Here is an 18,439-nt window from a genome sequence, read left to right on the forward strand (position 1 = left end):
AGATTGTATCTGCGGATAATTAAACAATTATTAAATAGAATTACGGCGCCCTTAAACACTTTTCTTAATATTATCTTAAGGAATCTTTTGAAACATCCATCATGGGTTTAGTAACAAAAGAGTCGGGACAAGATTACGATTAATCCCTACTGTTTAAATACCATTGATGTAACCCCTGATTTAATTTAACGGTCAATGTTATTTCTCTTAGCGTCCGTGGAGGACTTATGACCTATAACCAAAAATCTGGTTGGGGGTTTTGCTGCTATGCACCCTGTTTTGGGTGGCGGTGATCGGCGGCGCCTGTTCGCTTTATCAACGCGTGGATCGCTTCCAGGCACATCACGCAGAGAGCGAGTTCGCCGCCCGCCACGGCCAGGCGCCTTGCGCGCAACCCGGCGCTCAGGCGTCGACTGCCCCCCGGAATGGGTAGGGACAATATCCGCTAACGATCCTATTATGCCCTAAGGTTAACAGGGAGATAACGATGGCTCGAAAGCTGGATAGCTTACCGCAGGCGCAACGCGAGAAAATAGAAACCGATTTGCTGGCCATCAGCGTGATCTACAACGAACGCTACGGCATCGCCTCCACTCAGGCGGAAACAGAACAACAGGTCCCCGACCACCTGCTCCCCTACTTTCATCAACGGCTGAATTATTATCGCCGTGCGTAATTGCGCGCATTTCGCTAACCGCCGCTTGGCATCGCTCCCCACGCCGTTACAATAGAGGCATATTGTATCCGCCACTGAAGAGACGCGATTTTGAGCAGCAAGGCAACGGCCACATTTTACATTCACGATTACGAGACCTTCGGCAAGAGCCCGTCGCTGGACCGCCCGGCGCAGTTCGCCGGCGTGCGCACCGATATGGATTTCAACATTATCGAAGAGCCGCTGGTCATCTACTGCGCCCCGGCCGACGATTACCTGCCGGAACCGGAGGCGGTGATGATCACCGGCATCACGCCGCAGGTGGCGCGCGCCAAAGGCGTTAACGAAGCCGAGTTCACCCGCCAAATCCATCAGGCCTTCAGCGTGGCCGGCACCTGCATTCTCGGTTACAACAACATCCGCTTCGATGACGAAGTGAGCCGCAATATCTTCTATCGCAACTTCTACGATCCCTACGCCTACAGCTGGCAAAACGGCAACTCGCGCTGGGATCTGCTGGATGTGATGCGCGCCTGCTACGCTCTGCGCCCGGACGGCATCGTTTGGCCGGAAAACGAAGACGGTTTCCCCAGCTTCCGCCTGGAACACCTGACGCGCGCCAACGGCGTCGAGCACACGCAGGCTCACGATGCGATGTCGGACGTTTACGCCACCATCGCCATGGCCAAGCTGGTCAAGCAGGCGCAGCCGCGGCTGTTCGATTTCCTGTTGCAGCACCGTAATAAACACAAGCTGAACGCCCTGATCGACGTCGCCGACATGACGCCGCTGGTGCACGTCTCCGGCATGTTCGGCGCGGCGCGCGGCAATACCAGCTGGGTATCGCCGCTGGCCTGGCACCCGGACAACAAGAACGCGGTGATCATGTGCGATCTGGCCGGCGACATGACGCCGCTGTTGACGCTGAGCGCCGAGCAGCTGCGTGAGCGGCTGTACACCCGCCGCGACGATCTGGCGCCGGATCAGGCGCCGGTGCCGATCAAGCTGGTGCACATCAACAAATGCCCGGTGCTGGCGCCGGCCAAAACCCTGCTGCCGGAGAACGCCGAGCGGCTGGGCATCGATCGTCAGGCGTGCCTGCAAAATCTGCAGCTGCTGAAACAGCATCCGGAAGTGCGCGAGAAAGTGGTCGCGCTGTTCGCCGAAGCCGAGCCGTTCAAAGGTTCCGAGGACGTCGACGCCCGCTTGTACGACGGTTTCTTCAGCGACGCCGACAAGGCGGCGATGAGGATTATCCAGCAGACCAAGCCGCAGAACCTGCCGGCGCTGGATCTGGCCTTCAGCGACGGCCGCATGAAAGAGCTGCTGTTCCGCTTCCGCGCGCGCAACTACCCGAATACGCTGGACGACGCCGAGCAGCGCCGCTGGCTGCAACATCGTCAGGAAGCCTTGAGCGCGGAGCGCGTGCAGAGCTATCTGCTGCAGCTCGAATCGCTGTATAACCTGCACGAAGGCGACAAAGAGAAAACCGCCCTGCTGAAAGCGCTGTTCGATTACGGCAAAGAGTTGGTGGGATAAAATCCGCCGCAGCAGAAAAGGAAAAGGCCGCGAAAGCGGCCTTTTTTGTGGCTGAGGAGACGGCTCGCGCTTAGGCGGCGTCTTCACTCGCTTGCGGCACCGGCAGACGGAAGCTGCGGGTGACGAAGGCCAGGTAGATCAGGCCGATGGCCGCCCAAACCAGGCCCAGCGTCATCGAGCTGGCTTCCAGGTTGATCCACAGCGCGCCGACGGTCAGTGCGCCCATCACCGGCAGGATCAGGTAGTTGAACGTGTCCTTCACGGTGCGGTTCATCTTGTCGCGAATATAGAATTGCGAGATCACCGACAGGTTAACGAAGGTGAAGGCCACCAGCGCACCGAAGTTGATCAGCGCGGTCGCGGTCACCAGGTCAAACGACACTGCGGACAGCGCGATGGCGCCTACCAGCAGCACGTTCAGCGCCGGGGTACGCCACTTCGGATGCACATAGCCGAAGAAGCGAGTCGGGAACACGCCGTCGCGGCCCATCACATACATCAGACGCGAAACGCCCGCGTGTGCCGCCATGCCCGACGCCAATACCGTCACGCAGGAGAACACCAGGATCACCGACTGGAAGAATTTACCCGCCACGTACAGCATGATTTCAGGCTGCGACGCGTCCGGATCCTTGAAGCGCGAAATGTCCGGGAAGTACAGCTGCACGAAGTAAGACACCACGATAAAGATGATGCCGCCGATCAGCGCCGTCAGGAAGATGGCTTTCGGGATCACTTTTTCCGCGTCTTTGGTCTCTTCGGACAGCGAGCTGATGCCGTCGAAGCCCAGGAACGAGAAGCACAGGATGGTCGCGCCGGTAATCATCGGCACCACGTGAGCGTTATCGGACCAGAACGGGCGGCTGCTGACCAGCGTACCGGCGCCTTCGCCGTGGTAAATGCCGTTGATCACCAGGCCGAGGAACACGATCATGATCGCCACCTGCACCACCACGATGATGGAGTTCAGGTTAGCCACCAGCTTGATGCCGCGCAGGTTGAAAATCGTCATCAAGCCGACCAGCACCGCCACGAAGATCCAGGACGGTACGCCCGGGAAGATCGCTTCCAGGTAAATCTTGGCCAGCAAAATGTTGATCATCGGCATGAACAGGTAGTCCAGCAGCGATGACCAGCCCACCATAAAGCCGACGTGCGGGCTGATGGCTTTCTGGGCGTAGGTGTAGGCGGAACCGGCGGAAGGGAACTTCTTCACCAGCTTGCCGTAGCTCAGGGCGGTAAACAGGATCGCCAGCAGAGCGAAGGCGTACGCGGTCGCGACGTGACCATCGGTCAGGCCGGATACGATGCCGAAGGTATCGAAAATGGTCATTGGCTGCAGGTAAGCCAAGCCCATCATCACTACCGGAACTAAAGTCAGGGTTTTACGCAGCTGAGTGCGCTGAGCCGGAGCGGCGTTGATGGTGTTATCGGACATTGTTCAGCCCCCCCTTACCTTGAGCCTTGCGGATGGCGGACACGCCAAGACTTAAGGTTGCGGGGAAACTTCGCAACGAGCGACTTAATTCTAAAAGAAGGGGGTTGTAAGCTGGATAACGGGTCGAGGTAACCTCGGCTGCTCCATAGTCGCTGCGGCCACAGCGGAAACCGGCGGGCACCGGCGCTAAAGTGAAAAATTGCCCCATCTTTCTAATCCTCATGAGTCACGACCATAAAGTTTTGTTTGATCGTGCACGAAACTATTTATCTATCCGGATCGGTGTCCGGCCTCGCTTGGTGTATGAAACGCTACGTTGGTAAAACATAATGCAAAAAAAATAACCGACGCTTTCAAAACGTCGGCTATCTGCATTTGAGATATTTTGCACCAGAATGCCTCCGAATGACAAGATCCGGAAACCCTCAAATACAAATTCTTTTTGTCGATCGCACGGAAAACCAGCCCGGCAGGCGAATTAATCCGCTGCCGGCAGGCCAGTCGCCCGCACATACCTCTTACTTTATACGCCTATTCAGGCATTTTTCAACATCCAGTCGATCTCGGTTTCCGTCACTCGCCGTTCAAACTGCAGCAGTTCGTCGGTCTTGCAGGCGTGATAAACGCGGGTGAAACGCTCGCCGAGATAGTGCGTCAGCGCGTGCTGATGTTCAAACTCGTACAGCGCGTCGCTCTGGCGGATCGGCAGCGGCAGCCCCTCTTGCTCCAGCCCGTTGCCGGTCACCGGCTCAGGCAGCGGCAGTAGGTTGTCCAACCCGTACAGCATGCCGGCCAGGATCGCCGCCATCACCAGATACGGATTGGCGTCGGCGCCGGCCACGCGATACTCCACCCGATGGTTCTCCGGTTCGCCGCAGGGAATGCGCAGCGCCACGGTGCGGTTATTGTGGCCCCAGGCGGCCTGGATCGGCACATACATCCCCGGCTGGAAACGCCGATAGGCATTGACGTTCGGCGCCAACAGCGCCATCGACGCCGGCATCAGGGTGATCATCCCGGCCAGCGCCTGTTTCAAGAGCGGCGAATCCTCGCCTTCGCCGTCGGCGAACAGGTTGTTGCCCGCGCCATCCTGCATGCTGACGTGCACGTGCATGCCGCTGCCGGCGTACTCCTCATAGGGCTTGGCCATAAAGGTGGCGTGCATGCCGTGGTTCTCGGCCACCAGCCGCACCAGCCGCTTCAGCGCCAGCGCGTGGTCGCAGGCCTGCAAGATATCGTCGGTATGGCGCAGGTTGACCTCGAACTGCCCTGGCGAGGCCTCCGCCACCGCGCCGTCCGCCGGCAGCCCCTGCAGCTTCGCCAGCGCGTCGATATCGTTCAACACCTCGGCGAAATGGTTCAGGTTATCAACGGAGTACACCTGGCTTTGGGTGTTGCGCTCCTGCGTGCCGGGCGCACACGGCGGTTGCAAATCGCCTTCCGCGTCGCGCTGCCGATCGATGAGATAAAACTCCAGCTCTACCGCTGCCACCGGGAACAAGCCGCGCTGTCGCAGCGCCTGCCACACGCGGTTCAGCACATTGCGGGGTTCAACGTCAAAGGGAGTGCCATCTTCATCCAGCATGGTGAGCAGCACCTGGCCGATGTGCTGCGGATCGGCCGCCGACGGCGTCAGCGAACCGAGCACCGGCAGGCATACGCGATCCGGTTCGCCGAGTTCCTGCCCAAGGCCGGCCTCCTCCACCACGTTGCCGAGGATATCCATAGCGAACACCGACGCGGGGAAGTAGCTGCCTTTTTCCAGTTTTTTCAACCCTGAGACGGGTATGCGTTTGCCGCGGAAGGAACCATTGAGATCGGTGAGAAGGATATCGATATACTGCGTGGCGGGATGGCGTTCCAAATAATGAGCGACCTCATTTTGGAACGCGCTACTTCGCCTCTCTTCATGATGCTGTGCAAAATGTTCAACTGCTGCGCTATTGGTTTGCATACGTCACCCGCCATTATGCTCTTAAGGCGCGTTGGCGCCCGTCCGCCGTTCGATTCAACACATGATTGGATTTCTCGCCAGGTCGCGCCGCTGCGGGCGCTCAAAATAACATCCACAACATGAAACATAGTCTTAACAGAATGGGTTTGCAAATGTTACAATCCTGTTTGATTATTCGCCACCGGCTGCTAAATTGATAAAATATTGACCGAAAAAGGCCTTGATGCCATTTTCACGTCAACTATTTTGTCCGCCGCGCCGACGGTGAGCATGGGCAATATATTTTCCAAACCTACCCTAACTACCGATATCATGCAGCATCGTTATCGACCAGGCAGGCGCCCGATACCGATCGTCATTTCAGCCTGTCGCCCTTACCAGAAGGAAGTACCGCTATGAGCGAAGCCAGCTTGGCACCGGGCAAACGCCTGTCGCAGATCCGCCAGAAATTGGGTTTGTCGCAGCGCCGGGTCGCCGAACTGTCCGGGTTAACCCACAGTGCGATCAGCACCATCGAACAGGACAAAGTCAGCCCGGCCATCAGCACGCTGCAAAAGTTGCTTAAGGTGTATGGCCTGTCACTGTCGGAATTCTTTGCCGAACCGGAGGCCGTCGACGAGCCGCGCGTGGTGATCGACGCCGAGGATCTGATTGAGATCGGCAGCCAGGGGGTGTCGATGAAGCTGGTGCACAACGGCAGCCCGACGCGCAACCTGGCGATGATGCTGGAAACCTACCAGCCCGGCACCACCACCGGCGAAAAGATCAAGCATCAGGGCGAAGAGATAGGCACCCTGCTGGAGGGCGAGATCGTGCTGACCATCAACGGCCAGAGTTACTGCCTGACCGCCGGTCAGAGCTACGCCATCAACACCGGCATTCCGCACAGCTTCAGCAATACGTCGGCGCGCATCTGCCGCATCGTCAGCGCACACACCCCCACCACCTTCTGACCGTTTATCGCTCCGGCGCAGCCTGACGCGGGTTGCGCCCCTGTCCGCCCACGCTTTCATCGCCGTTATGCCATTTTGTTGGTTGCCAACGGCGCAATCTGTGTTACAACAGAGCAAAACAGCCATCTAAACATCTAAACGGCCTCACTACGCAATGTCAACCGCAACGCCTTCGCGCCTCGAGATGCGCAATATCTCGATCGCCTTCGCCGGCTTCAACGCGCTGCAGGACGTGGACTTCACGCTGCACGGCGGCTCAATCCACGCGCTGGTCGGCGCCAACGGCGCGGGCAAGTCGACGCTAATGGCGATCCTCTCCGGCGCCCACGATCACTACCGCGGCGAGATCCTGATCGACGGCCGGGCGGTGGAAATTCATTCCCCGCTGCAGGCGCGCCGCCACGGCATCCACGTGGTGCAGCAAGAAGTCGATGTCGCGCTGATCCCCACGCTGTCGGTGGCGGAAAACATCATGCTGGACTGGCTGAACGAACCGGGCCACTGGCTGAACTGGGCGGAACTGCACCGCCGCGCCGCACAGCTGCTGCAGCAATGGGCGCTGCCGCTCAATCCGCGCAGACGTCTGGCGGACTGCACGCTGGCGGAAAAACAGCAGGTGCTGCTGGCGCGCGCGCTGTCGCACCGCTGCCGTTTTCTGGTGCTCGATGAACCGACCGCGCCGCTCGATCGCGCCGAGAGCGAGCGCCTGTTCAACGTGGTGCGCCGCCTGCAATCCGAAGGCATCGGCATCGTATTCATTTCTCACCGCATCCACGAACTGAGCGACATTTGCGATTGGCTGACGGTGCTGCGCGACGACCGCCGCGTCAGCGAAGACGCCATGCGCGGCCTCGGCGGCGAACAGATCGTCGAGAAAATGCTCGGCCACCGGCTGGACGACATTTTCCCGCCGCCGCGCCCGCCGCACGCGGAGCGTACGCTGCTGCAGGTGGAGGGCTTGCGCGATCGCCATAAGCTGCGCGACGTTTCGCTGCGGCTGCATGAAGGCGAGATCCTCGGCATCGCCGGTCTGGCCGGGGCCGGGAAAAGCGAGCTGTGCAAGGCATTGTTCGGCGCCGGCGCCGCGCAGCTGGAACGCGGCGAACTGCACGGGCAGCCCTGGGCGCCGCGTGCGCCGCATCTGTCGGTCGAACAGGGGCTGGCGCTGGTGCCGGAAGAACGCCGCAAAGAAGGCATTTTTATCGATGAGGCGATCCCGATGAACCTGAGCGTCAGCGCCGATGACAGCTTCTCGCGCTGGAGCCTGTTCAGCCGGCGGCAAGAGCTGCGCTGGGCGCGCGAGATCATGCAGCGTCTGAACATTCGCGCCTCCGGCCCGCAACAGCGGCTGGCGCGCCTGTCCGGCGGCAATCAGCAAAAAGTGGCGATCGGCAAGTGGCTGCGCGGCGACGCCGACGTGCTGATCTTCGATGAGCCGACCAAGGGCGTGGACATCAAGGCCAAACAGGAACTGTTCAGCCTGATCGACGGCCTGGCCCGCGCCGGCAAAGGCGTGATTTACGCCTCCGGCGAGTTCGCCGAGCTGGTTGGCCTGTGCGATCGCATCTGCGTGCTGTGGGACGGCCGCATCGTGGCGGAGCTGAACGCCGCCGATACCGACGAAGAAACCTTATTGCTCTATTCCACCGGAGGAACCCCTGCGTGAGTAAAGAATTTGCCTTGCGGCCGGCGCTGCCCTGGCGCCAACAGCTGTTTGATTTCCTCTACAAGTGGGGCATGCTGCTGACCGTCGCGGCGCTGGTCGCCCTGTTTGGCCTGGCGTCGGACAACTTTCTCGATGCCAACAACATCATCAATATCCTGCGTTCGATCGCCATCGTGACGGTGATCGCCATCGGCGTCTCTATCTCGCTGTCGGTCGGCGGTTTCGATCTGTCGGTCGGCTCGACCGCCTCGCTGGCCAACGCGCTGGTGATTTCACTGTTCGTCTGGCACGGGTTCGGCACCGCCGGCGCCATCGTGGTGACGCTGTTGCTGTGCACGCTGGTCGGCCTGTTCAACGCCCTGCTGATCGTGGTGCTCAAAATCCCCGATATGCTGGCGACGCTGGCCAGCCTGTTCGTGATCCAGGGCGTGGCGATGACCTACAGCTACGGCGGCTCCATCACCCAAAACATGGTGCTGCCGAATGGCGACATGGCGGAAGGCCTGATCCCGGAGGTGTTTTCCGCCCTCGGCCAAGTGCCGGTGATCGTGCTGATCATGCTGGCGGTCACCGTGGCGGTGCAGCTGTTCCTGTCGTTGACCAAGCACGGCCGCCGCATGTACGCCATCGGCGGCAACCCCGAGGCGGCGCGCCTGTCGGGCATTCGCACCGTGCGTTACAGGGTTGCCGCTTACGTCATTTCTTCCTGGCTGGCGGCGCTTGGCGGCATCCTGCTGGCGTCACGTATCGGCTCTTCGCAGGTCAACGCCGGCGGCGGCTATCTGATGGATGCGGTGGCGGCGGCCTACATCGGCTTCTCGCTGGCCGGCTCCGGCAAACCCAATGCGCTCGGCACCCTGATCGGCGCGGTGATCCTCGGCGTGCTGCAAAACGGCCTGGTGATGCTGTCGGTGCCCTACTACGCCATGGACATTATCAAAGGCCTGGTGCTGGCGCTGGCGCTGGCCATCACTTACATCCAGAAACGCTGATCCTCCCCGGCGCACATCCGCTGCGCCGGTTTTCCCTTTAATTCATCCGGTTACTCTTTCCCGCCAGAATAACAAGCATACAAATGATATGAATTATCATTAGCGTTTACATTAAGTAAAAAATCCTTACAATACCCTCACGCAACGCTGACGAAGCACCGGATTTCTCAGCGAACGATGAATAATTTCATTAGAAATTCAATTGGTTAATTACTTTCACTTCAATCCAGGAAAGGTTTACCTCATGGAAACGCCACGTTACAGCAAGCTCGCCGCCATGGTCATCGCCTCGCTCAGCGCCACCGCCGCGCTGGCCGCGCCGCAGACTGACGCCCAGGACACCATGGTCGTCACCGCCTCCGGCTTTCAGCAAAAAATTCAGGACTCCGCCGCTTCCATCTCAGTGATCCCGCGCCAGCAAATTGAAGATAAAGCCTATCGCGATGTGACCGATGCGCTGAAAGACGTGCCGGGCGTGGTCGTCACCGGCGGCGCCAGCAGCAGCGACATCAGCATCCGCGGCATGTCCTCCAAGTACACGCTGATTCTGGTGGACGGCAAGCGCGTTGACACCCGCGGCACCCGGCCGAACAGCGATAACGCCGGCATCGAACAGGGCTGGCTGCCGCCGATGGAAGCCATCGAGCGCATCGAAGTGGTGCGCGGGCCGATGTCTTCGCTGTACGGTTCCGACGCCATGGGCGGCGTGATCAACGTCATCACCCGCAAGACTTCCCGCACCGAGTGGAAAGGCTCGCTGCACGGCGACGCCACCCTCCAGGAAAACCGCGATTCCGGCGATCTGTTCCAGACCAACGCCTACGCCTCCGGCCCACTGATTGAAGGCCTGCTCGGCGTGCGGGTCAACGGCCTGCTGTCGCGCCGCGCCGAAGATAAAATCGCCAACGGTTACAACGAACAGCGCATGCGCAGCGGCACCGCGGTGTTCACCTTGACCCCGGACGAGAAAAACGAATTCGACTTTGAAATCGGCCGCTCGCTGCAGGATCGCAACAGCACGCCGGGCAAATCGGTGGTGGCGGAGCGCTGCAGCAAAGGCAAGTGCAAACCTACCTCTCGCAGCGAAAATCTCTACACCCGCACCAACTACGCGCTGACCCACAACGGTTATTACGACTTCGGTAACTCCACCAGCTACGTTCAGCGGGAAGAGACCAATAACCCGGGCCGCAAGATGAAGATGTACAACACCATCTTCAACACCCAGAACCAGTTCGAGCTGGGTGCCCACATGCTGAACCTCGGCGGCCAATACCGCTATGAGAAACTGGGCGACAGCGGCAACCAGCTGAGCTCGGCGCAAGACGTCAACCAGCTGACGCGCTGGAGCTGGGCGCTGTTCGCCGAAGACGAATGGGCGCTGACCAACGACTTCAGCCTGACCAGCGGCATCCGTATGGATCGCGATCAAAACTTTGGCAGCCACTGGTCGCCGCGCATGTACGGCGTCTGGCACCTGACCGAACAGTGGACGATGAAAGGCGGCGTCTCCGCCGGCTATCGTTCGCCGGATCTGCGCCAATCCTCCGCCAGCTGGGGCCAGGTCACCGGCGGCGGCGTGCGTAACGGCATCATCGTCGGCAACCCGGATCTGCAGCCGGAGAAGAGCCTGAGCGAAGAGATTGGCCTGATGTGGGATAGCCTGAAAGGCGTCAATGCCGGGGTGACGATCTTCAACACCGACTTCAAGAACAAGATCACCGAAGTGCGCCGCTGCGAAGACACGCCGGACTGTAAGATCGGCAATGACGTCTACGACTTTATCAGCGATCGCGTCAACGTCGACAAAGCCAATATGCGCGGCGTAGAGGCCACCTTCGGCTGGCAGATCAATAAAGACTGGAAGTGGAACGCCAACTACACCTACACCGCTTCCGAGCAGAAGAGCGGCGAGTTCCAGGGCAAGGCGCTGAACCAGATGCCTAAGCACATGATCAACACCGTGCTGGACTGGCAGGCCACGCAAGACCTCAGCCTGTGGTCGCGCGTTAACTTCCGCAGCCGCACCTCAGACTACCTGAGCCGCACGTCGATGGAGACCAGCACCCCGTCCTACACCTTCGTCGATGCGGGCCTGAGCTACCAGGCGGCGAAAAACCTGCAGTTGACCGGCGGGGTCTACAACATTCTCGACAAGACCGTGGATTACGATCACTACCGCACCACGCTGGACGGCCGCCGTTACACCGTCGGCATGACCTACAACTTCTGATGCCCCCGGGCGCGCGCTGCGCGCCCTTTTCATTCCATCACCGAGAGGAAGCCCCATGAGATTACGCCGCTCCCCCTGATGATCGCCCTGCTGGCCGCGATGGCGCTGGCGGGTTGCCACAGTAAAACCGACGCGCCGGCGGCCTCGGCCACCGTCAACGTCCAGCACCTGAACGGCAGCACCGAGGTGAAGAAGCACCCGCAGCGCATCGTGGTGCTGGATTACGCCTCGCTGGAAACGCTGCAGCTGCTGGGCGTCGAGCCGCTGGCGCTGCCCGGCAACCGTAAGAACTTGCCGGATAGCCTGAAGCGCTATCAGGATGACAAATACCTCAATGCCGGCACCCTGTTCGAACCGGATATGGCCGTGCTGCGCGCCGCCAAACCGGATCTGATCCTGATCGCCGGCCGGGCGTCCAAAGCCTATGACGAGCTGAACGCGCTGGCGCCGACGTTGAACATGTCCGTCGATCAGCAGGATCAGTTGGGCAGCCTGAAACAGCGCACCCGCCAGCTGGGCGAGCTGTTCGATAAACCGCAACAGGCGCAGGCGGCGATCGATAAGCTGGATGCGCAGATAGCGGCGGTCAAACCGCAGGCCGCCCAGGCCGGACGCGGGCTGGTGGTGCTGTTCTCCGGCGGCAAGATCAGCGCTTACGCCCCCAAGAGCCGTTTCAGCTTCGTCTATGACGCTCTCGGCTTCTCGTCCGCGCTGCAGTCCGATGAAAAAGACGTGCGCGGCAATAAGCTGACGCCTGAGCAGGTCGCCAAACTGAACCCGGACTGGCTGTTCGTCATCGACAGAGATGCCGCGACCGGTCGGCCGAACGCGGTGGCGCCGCAGAAAATCCTCACCGGCACCGCGCTGAAGAAAACCACGGCGGTGAAAAAAGGCCAGGTGGTTTACCTGCCGGCGGCCGAGGTCTATCTGTCCGGCGGCATCGTCACCGCCCAGCACGTCGTCGAACGCGTGAGCGAAGCACTGAACCGCGCTGCGCGATAAAAAAAGCCCGGTGATGCCGGGCTTATCTTGGACTATATCGTCGGCTGGTTCACCAGACCGTCTATCAGCACCTGCGGCGTGCCCTGCGAGCAACGCTCGATGCGCCCGCGCACGCCATAGACCCGCGCCAGGCTCTGCGGCGTAATCACCTGATCCGGCGCGCCGTCGGCGATCAGATCGCCATCCTGCAGCATCAGCACGTGGTCACCGTGACGCAGCGCAATGTTGATGTCATGCACCACCACCACCGTCACGATATCGCGCTTGCGGGTTTCGCGGCGCACCAAATCCATCACGTGGAACTGGTAGTTGAGATCGAGCGCGCTCAGCGGCTCATCCAGCAGCAGCAGCGACGGCTGACGGATCAGCGACTGCGCCAACCCCACCAACTGTTTCTGGCCGCCGGACAGCTGATCGAGATAACTCAGCGCCAGGTGGGCGATGCCCAGCTGTTCCAGCAAAGCCATCACTTCCGCTTCGCTGCCGGCGTTGCTGCGGCCGCCCGAGGCGCGCTGCGCCACGATGATCGACTCCAGCACGTGCAGATGCACCCCGGCGGGCAGCGACTGCGGCAGGTACACCACTTTCTCCGCCCGACGGGCGAACGGCATCTGCATCAAATCGCCGTCGTCCAGCCACAGCTTGCCCTGCGCCGGGTTCAGCCCGGCCAGCGAGCGCAGCAATGTCGATTTGCCGCTGCCGTTCGGCCCCAGCAACACGGTGATTTGCCCGCGCGGCAGCATCGGCACCGAGAGATTGTCGATCACCTGGCGTTTCGGGTAACCCGCCGAGAAGTTTTCTATCCGTAAACCCTGGCTCATACGTTCCCCCGGTGGCGCAGAATAATGCTCAGGAAGAACGGCACCCCGACCAACGACGTCACGATCCCCACCGGGATGATTACCCCAGGCACCAGGTTTTTCGACGCCACCGAGGCCATCGACAGCACCAGCGCGCCAATCAGCGCACTGGCCGGCAGGTAGAAACGGTGATCTTCGCCGAAGATCATGCGGGCGATGTGCGGCGCCACCAGACCGATAAAGCCGATCGGCCCGACGAAAGCCACCGCCAGCGCCGAGAGCATGCTGATGCGCAGCAGCGTGGTCAAACGCAGCCGACGCACGTCGATGCCGAAGCTCACCGCCCGGTCTTCACCCAGACGCAGCGCGGTCAGTTTCCACGAGCTCATCATCGACAGCGGCAGCAGCACGGCGAACACCCCGAACAGAATGCCCAGTTTGTCCCACGAGGCGCGCGCCAGGCTGCCCATGGTCCAGAACACCAGCCCCTGCAGCGTGTCCTCGCTGGCGATGAACTGCATCATCGAGACCAGCGCGTTGAAGGTAAACACCAGCGCGATGCCAAACAGCACCACGCCGGAGGTGGCGACCCGCGTCCAGCGCGTGATGCCGTCAAGCATCAGCGCGGCGAACAGCGCGAAGATAAAGGCGTTGGCGGAGATGAACCACTGATCGGGGATCCCCGGAATGCCGATGCCGAGCACGATCGCCAGCGCAGCGCCAAAGGCCGCGGCGGAAGACACCCCGAGGGTGAAGGGGCTGGCCAGCGGGTTATTCAGGATGGTCTGCATTTCCGCCCCGGCCAGGCCGAGCGCAAAGCCCACCACCACCGCCATCAACGCATAGGGCAAGCGGATTTCCCAGACGATCACCCCGCGTGCCGGCATCGGCCGCGGCGGGATCAAGCAGCGTTTGCCCATAAGGACGACAACGACAGGCCGGACGGCCCCATGGGTGAAATCCAGCAGCAGCGAGCCCAGGATCGCCAATGCCAATACGCCCCATCATCAACAGGCGATGGGGAAGAATATGCTGATAACGCCCCATCACGCCGGCGTCGGGTTGCCCCTTGGCTTCAGTCATGGGATCGGTGGATACGCTCATTAGTTAAGATACCTGTTGCAACCATCATGACAGCGGCGCGAAAGCGGCCGCCGTGAACCGAAAAGTGTGCGGCAGCAGCCTGCGCACAGCCGTTAACAATAAAACAAACGATAATACTTATCAATCATATCAATAGGTGAAAACGGCGTTGTCGAAATGTAATAATTTGTTTTTTATCGCCATTTTTCAAACCGCCACGCTTTCCACCGCCAACGGCCAGTAGGTTAATTATTCTGAAAATTCTTCCTGATCCGACCAGACTCTGACAAATAACGGCAAAACCACATAGAATCCAAAATCACAGCACCGCGCGTGCAAAAAAACTTCAGGCCGCCGCAAGAGCGGCCTTATTGATTGACGAGGCTGTAATGAGAAGTCCATCTCCGGCGGTAACGCCCAAACGCCCGGCGCTGCTGAACTGGCTGTTATACAGCCCGCTGCACGCCGATGACGAGCCGTTTCAACGCCAGCTGCGTCTCACGCTGACGCCCTCTCGTCTCACGCCCTGGCTGAATGCCGCAGGGCCGGCCGCGCTGCTGGCGGGGTACGCCTGGCTGGTCCAGCGGCCGCTCGGCATCGGTTTGTTGCTGCTGCTGCTGTTGTTGACCGCCGGGCGAGCCTGGCTGGCGCGCCGGCGTCAACCGGCCTGGCCGAACGCCATGCTGGTGACGGTGCTGCTGTGGGCGCTGCTGGTCGGCGCCAGCGCCGCTCTGGCGATGCTCTCGGGCCGCTTCGTCTTAATGCTGTTCGCCGGCCTGACGATCACCGCCCTGGCCTGCTGGCTGATGCAGCGCCACGCCGCCGCCCCGCGCTTCGCGCTGCTTGAGGTGATCGCGCTGACGCTGCCCTACCTGCTGGCGGCGCCGCTGTCGCGCGTGCAAAACCTGTTTGTCCTGGCGGACCTCGCGCCGCTGTGGCTGGTGCTGGCCCACGGCATGATCGCGCGCTACCACCGCCAGCTGGTGCAGCACGTCACGCTGGCGTGGGAGAAGCAGCAGGCGTCGCACCGCGATCGCCTGACCGGCTTTCTCAACCGCGCAGGCGGCGAGGCGGTGATGCGCAGCATCTGCCGTCCCGGAACGGCGCAGCCGATCTCCCACCTGTTCATTCTTGAATTCGGCCCGCTGGCGGCGCTCTACCAAAGCCACGGCGTCCAGATCGGCGACGACGTGCTGCGCACCGTCGGCGAGCGCCTCAAGACGCTGATCCGCCCAGCGAACTATATCTGCCGCTATACGGCGGGCCAATTTCTGATTCTGGTGCACGATCTGCCCTACGGCGCGGAAAGCGAGTTCCTGGCGCGCATTGTGCCGCCGCTGGAAGCGCCCTACGATTTTGGCGCGTTCGGCGAGGTGAACATGCAGCTTAACGCCGGCATTGTGGCGCTGACGCAGGATTACGCGACGGTAGAGAGTTTGATGAGCTCGGCGCAGCAGGCGCTGGCGGAAGCCAAAGGCGGGAAAAAGTAAAACAAAAACGCGGCGGGAGCCCCCGCCGCGTGTCACTCACCGAAAATTACTTCACGTCCATCTTCGGGAATTCCATCTCGCTGTACTTCACGACACGGGTGCCTTGCGACAGCTTGTAACCAAACCAAATCAGCAGGAACAGCGGAATACCGATGTAGGTCGCGGTCACGCCGTACCAGTCGATCTTGTCTTGCAGGAAGGCCTGGTAGTTCTGCCCCAGGGTGATGATCAGACACAGCACGAAGGCGAAGATCGGCCCCAGCGGGAAGAAACCGGAACGGTACGGCAAATCATTCAGATCGCGCCCCTGCAGCATGTAGCCGCGACGGAAACGGTAGTGGCTGATGGCGATGCCCAACCAGGCGATGAAACCGGTCATGCCCGAGGTATTCAGCAGCCACAGGTAAACCGACTGGTTACCGAACATCGACGTCAGGAAGCACAGGCCGGCCACCACGCAGGTCGCGTACAGCGCGTTGCGCGGCACGCCGCCTTTCGACAGCTTGGCGAAGATGCGCGGCGCCTTGCCTTCCGAAGCCAGGGTGTACAGCATTCGGGTCGACGCATACATGCCCGAGTTACCGGCCGACAGCACCGCCGTCAGGATCACCGCGTTCATCACCGCCGCCGCCGACAGCAGGCCGGCATGTTGGAACACCAGCGTGAACGGGCTGACGCTGATGTCTTTCACGTCGTTGCGCAGCAGGCTCGGATCGGTGTACGGAATGATCAGGCTGATGATCAGAATGGCGAAGATATAGAACAGCAGGATACGCCAAAATACCTGACGCACCGCGCGCGGGATGTTTTTACCCGGGTTTTCCGATTCGCCGGCCGCGATGCCGATAAGTTCGGTGCCCTGGAACGAGAAGCCGACGATCATGGCCACGCCGATCATTGCCGAGAAGCCACCGGCAAACGGCGCGTCTCCTATTGTCCAGTTCTGCCAGCCGGCATGCTCGCCGCCCTTCAGAATGCCGACGATCATCATCACGCCGACGGCGATGAAGATAATCACGGTGCTGACCTTGATCAGCGCGAACCAGTATTCCGCCTCGCCGAACCCTTTCACCGAAATGTAGTTCAGCAGGAACATCAGGCCGAGGAACAGCGCGCTCCAGATCCAACCCGGGGTGTCCGGGAACCAGTAGCTCATCACCAACTGCGAGGCCACCAGGTCAACGGCGATGGTCACCGCCCAGTTGTACCAGTAGTTCCAGCCCAGCGCGAAGCCGAAGCCTTCTTCTACGTATTTGGCGCCGTAGGTGGAGAATGAACCGGAGACCGGCATAAAGGCCGCCAGTTCGCCCAGGCTGGTCATCAGGAAGTACACCATCAAACCGATCAGAGCGTAAGACAGCAGCGCCCCGCCGGGGCCTGCCTGAGAAACCGTGGCGCCCGAGGCGACGAAGAGGCCGGTGCCGATGGAGCCGCCGATGGCGATCATGGTCAAATGCCGGGCTTTCAATTCACGGCGCAATCCGGGTGCTTGCTGCCCCGATGTTTTTATATCCTGCTGAGCCATTCGTTCCCTATCTATCTGCTCTTCGAAAAATGAGGGCGGATTGTAACAAATACCCGCCGGTGAACTAGCAACATTGCACCGATATAAGATAGCTTCATAATTCAGAGGCAATTATTAGCTGCGGCCCTTATAGCCTTACTTACTCTCATTAATGTGAGCGCGCGCAGGTTTTTATGCTTTTTCCGGCCTGCGCGGCAGCAGAGCGCTTGACGTGCCGCCGGTTACAGCACGCAATAGCTGAGAAAACGTTGCAACGCGTTGGAGACGTGCTTTTGCCGATGGCGGATCAGGTACAGGGTGCGGCGCAGCGGCGGCAACGGCACCGGCAGTTCCACCAGCGCGCCGCTGGCCAGCTGTTCCGCCACCACCCGCCGCGACAGGCAGCTGATGCCGATGCCGTGCCGCACCGCATGCTTGATCGCCTCCGAGTTGCCCAGCTCCATCACCAGCTGGAAGTGCGGCAGATGCGCCAACAGCAGATGGTCCAACACCTCACGGGTGCCGGAACCGCGCTCGCGCAGGATCCACGGCGCATTGGCCAGCGCCTCCAGCGTCGGCGGTTGACGGGTCAGCGGGTTATCCGGCGCGGCGAACACCACCAGCTCGTCCTCCAGCCACGGCTGCGTCACCAGCTCCGGCATATGGCAAGGCCCTTCGATCAGCCCCAGATCGACGCGAAAATCCGCCACCGCCACGATCACGTCCTGGCTGTTGCCGACGTTCAGCTCCAGCGGCGTGGCGGGAAAATCCCGGCGGTAGCGGGCGATCATCTCCGGCAGCATGTAGTTGCCGATGGTGCTGCTGGCGGCGATGCGCAACGCCCCGCCGTCATGGCGAAACAGCTGCTCTATCTCCCCCGCCTGTTCCAACAGCGCCAGCGCCTTGGGATACAGCAACCGGCCGTGCTCGTTAATCACCAGCCGTTTGCCGACGCGATCGAACAGCTGCACGCCCAACTGCCCTTCCAGATCCGCCAGCGCCGCGCTGACCGCCGACTGCGACAGCGCCAGCACCACCGAGGCCTGCGTGGTCGAACCGCTTTTCAGCACTTCGGTAAAGACTTCCAGTTGACGCAACGTGATATGCATAGCTGTCCCGGTATTGAAAGA

14 protein-coding genes are annotated in these 18,439 nt (G+C 60.7%); 8 read left to right on the forward strand and 6 right to left on the reverse strand.

Annotated elements, in window-relative coordinates:
• The first annotated feature begins 487 nt into the window (after nt 1-487).
• Both SERRSCBI_RS15955 and sbcB read left to right on the forward strand, forming a co-directional pair.
• On the forward strand, nt 488-676 hold the full coding sequence (locus SERRSCBI_RS15955) for a DNA polymerase III subunit theta (protein WP_033643787.1): 189 nt from the start codon (nt 488-490) through the stop codon (nt 674-676).
• 90 nt (nt 677-766) lie between these two features.
• The gene (gene sbcB / locus SERRSCBI_RS15960; RefSeq protein WP_033643788.1) at nt 767-2,194 is read left to right on the forward strand and encodes an exodeoxyribonuclease I; all 1,428 of its coding nucleotides are present in this window, start codon (nt 767-769) and stop codon (nt 2,192-2,194) included.
• A 70-nt stretch (nt 2,195-2,264) separates the two neighbouring features.
• Here the strand turns inward: sbcB and SERRSCBI_RS15965 are convergent, their stop codons facing one another.
• Together SERRSCBI_RS15965 and SERRSCBI_RS15970 are read right to left on the reverse strand one after the other, a co-directional pair.
• Nucleotides 2,265-3,632, reverse strand: coding sequence for an APC family permease (locus SERRSCBI_RS15965; RefSeq protein WP_025303526.1), 1,368 nt, complete (start codon nt 3,630-3,632; stop codon nt 2,265-2,267).
• A 535-nt stretch (nt 3,633-4,167) separates the two neighbouring features.
• Nucleotides 4,168-5,586 carry a glutamine synthetase family protein gene (locus SERRSCBI_RS15970; protein ID WP_042785043.1) on the reverse strand — a complete coding sequence of 473 codons (1,419 nt, stop codon included), beginning with the start codon at nt 5,584-5,586 and terminating at the stop codon, nt 4,168-4,170.
• A 395-nt stretch (nt 5,587-5,981) separates the two neighbouring features.
• On the opposite strand from SERRSCBI_RS15970, the gene puuR reads away from it, so the two are divergent.
• The 5 genes from puuR to SERRSCBI_RS15995 all read left to right on the forward strand — a co-directional run bounded on the left by puuR (nt 5,982) and on the right by SERRSCBI_RS15995 (nt 12,432).
• Nucleotides 5,982-6,539 (forward strand): HTH-type transcriptional regulator PuuR, encoded by a 558-nt coding sequence (gene puuR / locus SERRSCBI_RS15975; protein WP_042785044.1) that lies wholly within the window; start codon nt 5,982-5,984, stop codon nt 6,537-6,539.
• A 154-nt stretch (nt 6,540-6,693) separates the two neighbouring features.
• Nucleotides 6,694-8,205 (forward strand): sugar ABC transporter ATP-binding protein, encoded by a 1,512-nt coding sequence (locus SERRSCBI_RS15980; RefSeq protein WP_042785046.1) that lies wholly within the window; start codon nt 6,694-6,696, stop codon nt 8,203-8,205.
• The gene (locus SERRSCBI_RS15985) at nt 8,202-9,197 is read left to right on the forward strand and encodes an ABC transporter permease (RefSeq protein WP_042785047.1); all 996 of its coding nucleotides are present in this window, start codon (nt 8,202-8,204) and stop codon (nt 9,195-9,197) included. Before SERRSCBI_RS15980 ends, SERRSCBI_RS15985 begins: the two co-directional genes overlap by 4 nt.
• 244 nt (nt 9,198-9,441) lie before the next feature.
• On the forward strand, nt 9,442-11,430 hold the full coding sequence (locus SERRSCBI_RS15990) for a ligand-gated channel protein (protein WP_042785048.1): 1,989 nt from the start codon (nt 9,442-9,444) through the stop codon (nt 11,428-11,430).
• Between the two features lie 78 nt (nt 11,431-11,508).
• Nucleotides 11,509-12,432, forward strand: coding sequence for a siderophore ABC transporter substrate-binding protein (locus tag SERRSCBI_RS15995; protein WP_042785049.1), 924 nt, complete (start codon nt 11,509-11,511; stop codon nt 12,430-12,432).
• Between the two features lie 32 nt (nt 12,433-12,464).
• On the opposite strand, the gene SERRSCBI_RS16000 is transcribed toward SERRSCBI_RS15995, so the two are convergent.
• On the reverse strand, nt 12,465-13,253 hold the full coding sequence (locus tag SERRSCBI_RS16000) for an ABC transporter ATP-binding protein (RefSeq protein WP_033643795.1): 789 nt from the start codon (nt 13,251-13,253) through the stop codon (nt 12,465-12,467).
• The gene (locus SERRSCBI_RS16005) at nt 13,250-14,227 is read right to left on the reverse strand and encodes an iron ABC transporter permease (protein WP_071883567.1); all 978 of its coding nucleotides are present in this window, start codon (nt 14,225-14,227) and stop codon (nt 13,250-13,252) included. The genes SERRSCBI_RS16000 and SERRSCBI_RS16005 overlap by 4 nt, the downstream gene beginning before the upstream one ends.
• Before the next feature lie 477 nt (nt 14,228-14,704).
• Between SERRSCBI_RS16005 and SERRSCBI_RS16010 the strand changes: the two genes are divergently transcribed.
• Nucleotides 14,705-15,805, forward strand: coding sequence for a diguanylate cyclase domain-containing protein (locus tag SERRSCBI_RS16010; RefSeq protein WP_042785051.1), 1,101 nt, complete (start codon nt 14,705-14,707; stop codon nt 15,803-15,805).
• 46 nt (nt 15,806-15,851) lie between these two features.
• Here the strand turns inward: SERRSCBI_RS16010 and SERRSCBI_RS16015 are convergent, their stop codons facing one another.
• Both SERRSCBI_RS16015 and yieE read right to left on the reverse strand, forming a co-directional pair.
• The gene (locus tag SERRSCBI_RS16015) at nt 15,852-17,330 is read right to left on the reverse strand and encodes an amino acid permease (RefSeq protein WP_033643798.1); all 1,479 of its coding nucleotides are present in this window, start codon (nt 17,328-17,330) and stop codon (nt 15,852-15,854) included.
• A 221-nt stretch (nt 17,331-17,551) separates the two neighbouring features.
• Nucleotides 17,552-18,418: a DNA-binding transcriptional regulator YeiE gene (gene yieE / locus SERRSCBI_RS16020; RefSeq protein WP_021505917.1), complete on the reverse strand. Its 867-nt coding sequence runs from the start codon at nt 18,416-18,418 to the stop codon at nt 17,552-17,554.
• Between the last annotated feature and the right edge of the window lie 21 nt (nt 18,419-18,439).

It is taken from the genome of Serratia sp. SCBI (assembly GCF_000747565.1).
Classification (GTDB): domain Bacteria; phylum Pseudomonadota; class Gammaproteobacteria; order Enterobacterales; family Enterobacteriaceae; genus Serratia; species Serratia ureilytica.

Coding starts and splice junctions, on each gene's coding strand:
- SERRSCBI_RS15955 (WP_033643787.1), top strand. CDS start 488: ATGGCTCGAAAGCTGGATAGCTTACCGCAGGCGCAACGCGAGAAAATA.
- SERRSCBI_RS15965 (WP_025303526.1), bottom strand. CDS start 3,632: ATGTCCGATAACACCATCAACGCCGCTCCGGCTCAGCGCACTCAGCTG.
- SERRSCBI_RS15970 (WP_042785043.1), bottom strand. CDS start 5,586: ATGCAAACCAATAGCGCAGCAGTTGAACATTTTGCACAGCATCATGAA.
- puuR (WP_042785044.1), top strand. CDS start 5,982: ATGAGCGAAGCCAGCTTGGCACCGGGCAAACGCCTGTCGCAGATCCGC.
- SERRSCBI_RS15980 (WP_042785046.1), top strand. CDS start 6,694: ATGTCAACCGCAACGCCTTCGCGCCTCGAGATGCGCAATATCTCGATC.
- SERRSCBI_RS15990 (WP_042785048.1), top strand. CDS start 9,442: ATGGAAACGCCACGTTACAGCAAGCTCGCCGCCATGGTCATCGCCTCG.
- SERRSCBI_RS15995 (WP_042785049.1), top strand. CDS start 11,509: ATGATCGCCCTGCTGGCCGCGATGGCGCTGGCGGGTTGCCACAGTAAA.
- SERRSCBI_RS16000 (WP_033643795.1), bottom strand. CDS start 13,253: ATGAGCCAGGGTTTACGGATAGAAAACTTCTCGGCGGGTTACCCGAAA.
- SERRSCBI_RS16010 (WP_042785051.1), top strand. CDS start 14,705: ATGAGAAGTCCATCTCCGGCGGTAACGCCCAAACGCCCGGCGCTGCTG.
- SERRSCBI_RS16015 (WP_033643798.1), bottom strand. CDS start 17,330: ATGGCTCAGCAGGATATAAAAACATCGGGGCAGCAAGCACCCGGATTG.
- yieE (WP_021505917.1), bottom strand. CDS start 18,418: ATGCATATCACGTTGCGTCAACTGGAAGTCTTTACCGAAGTGCTGAAA.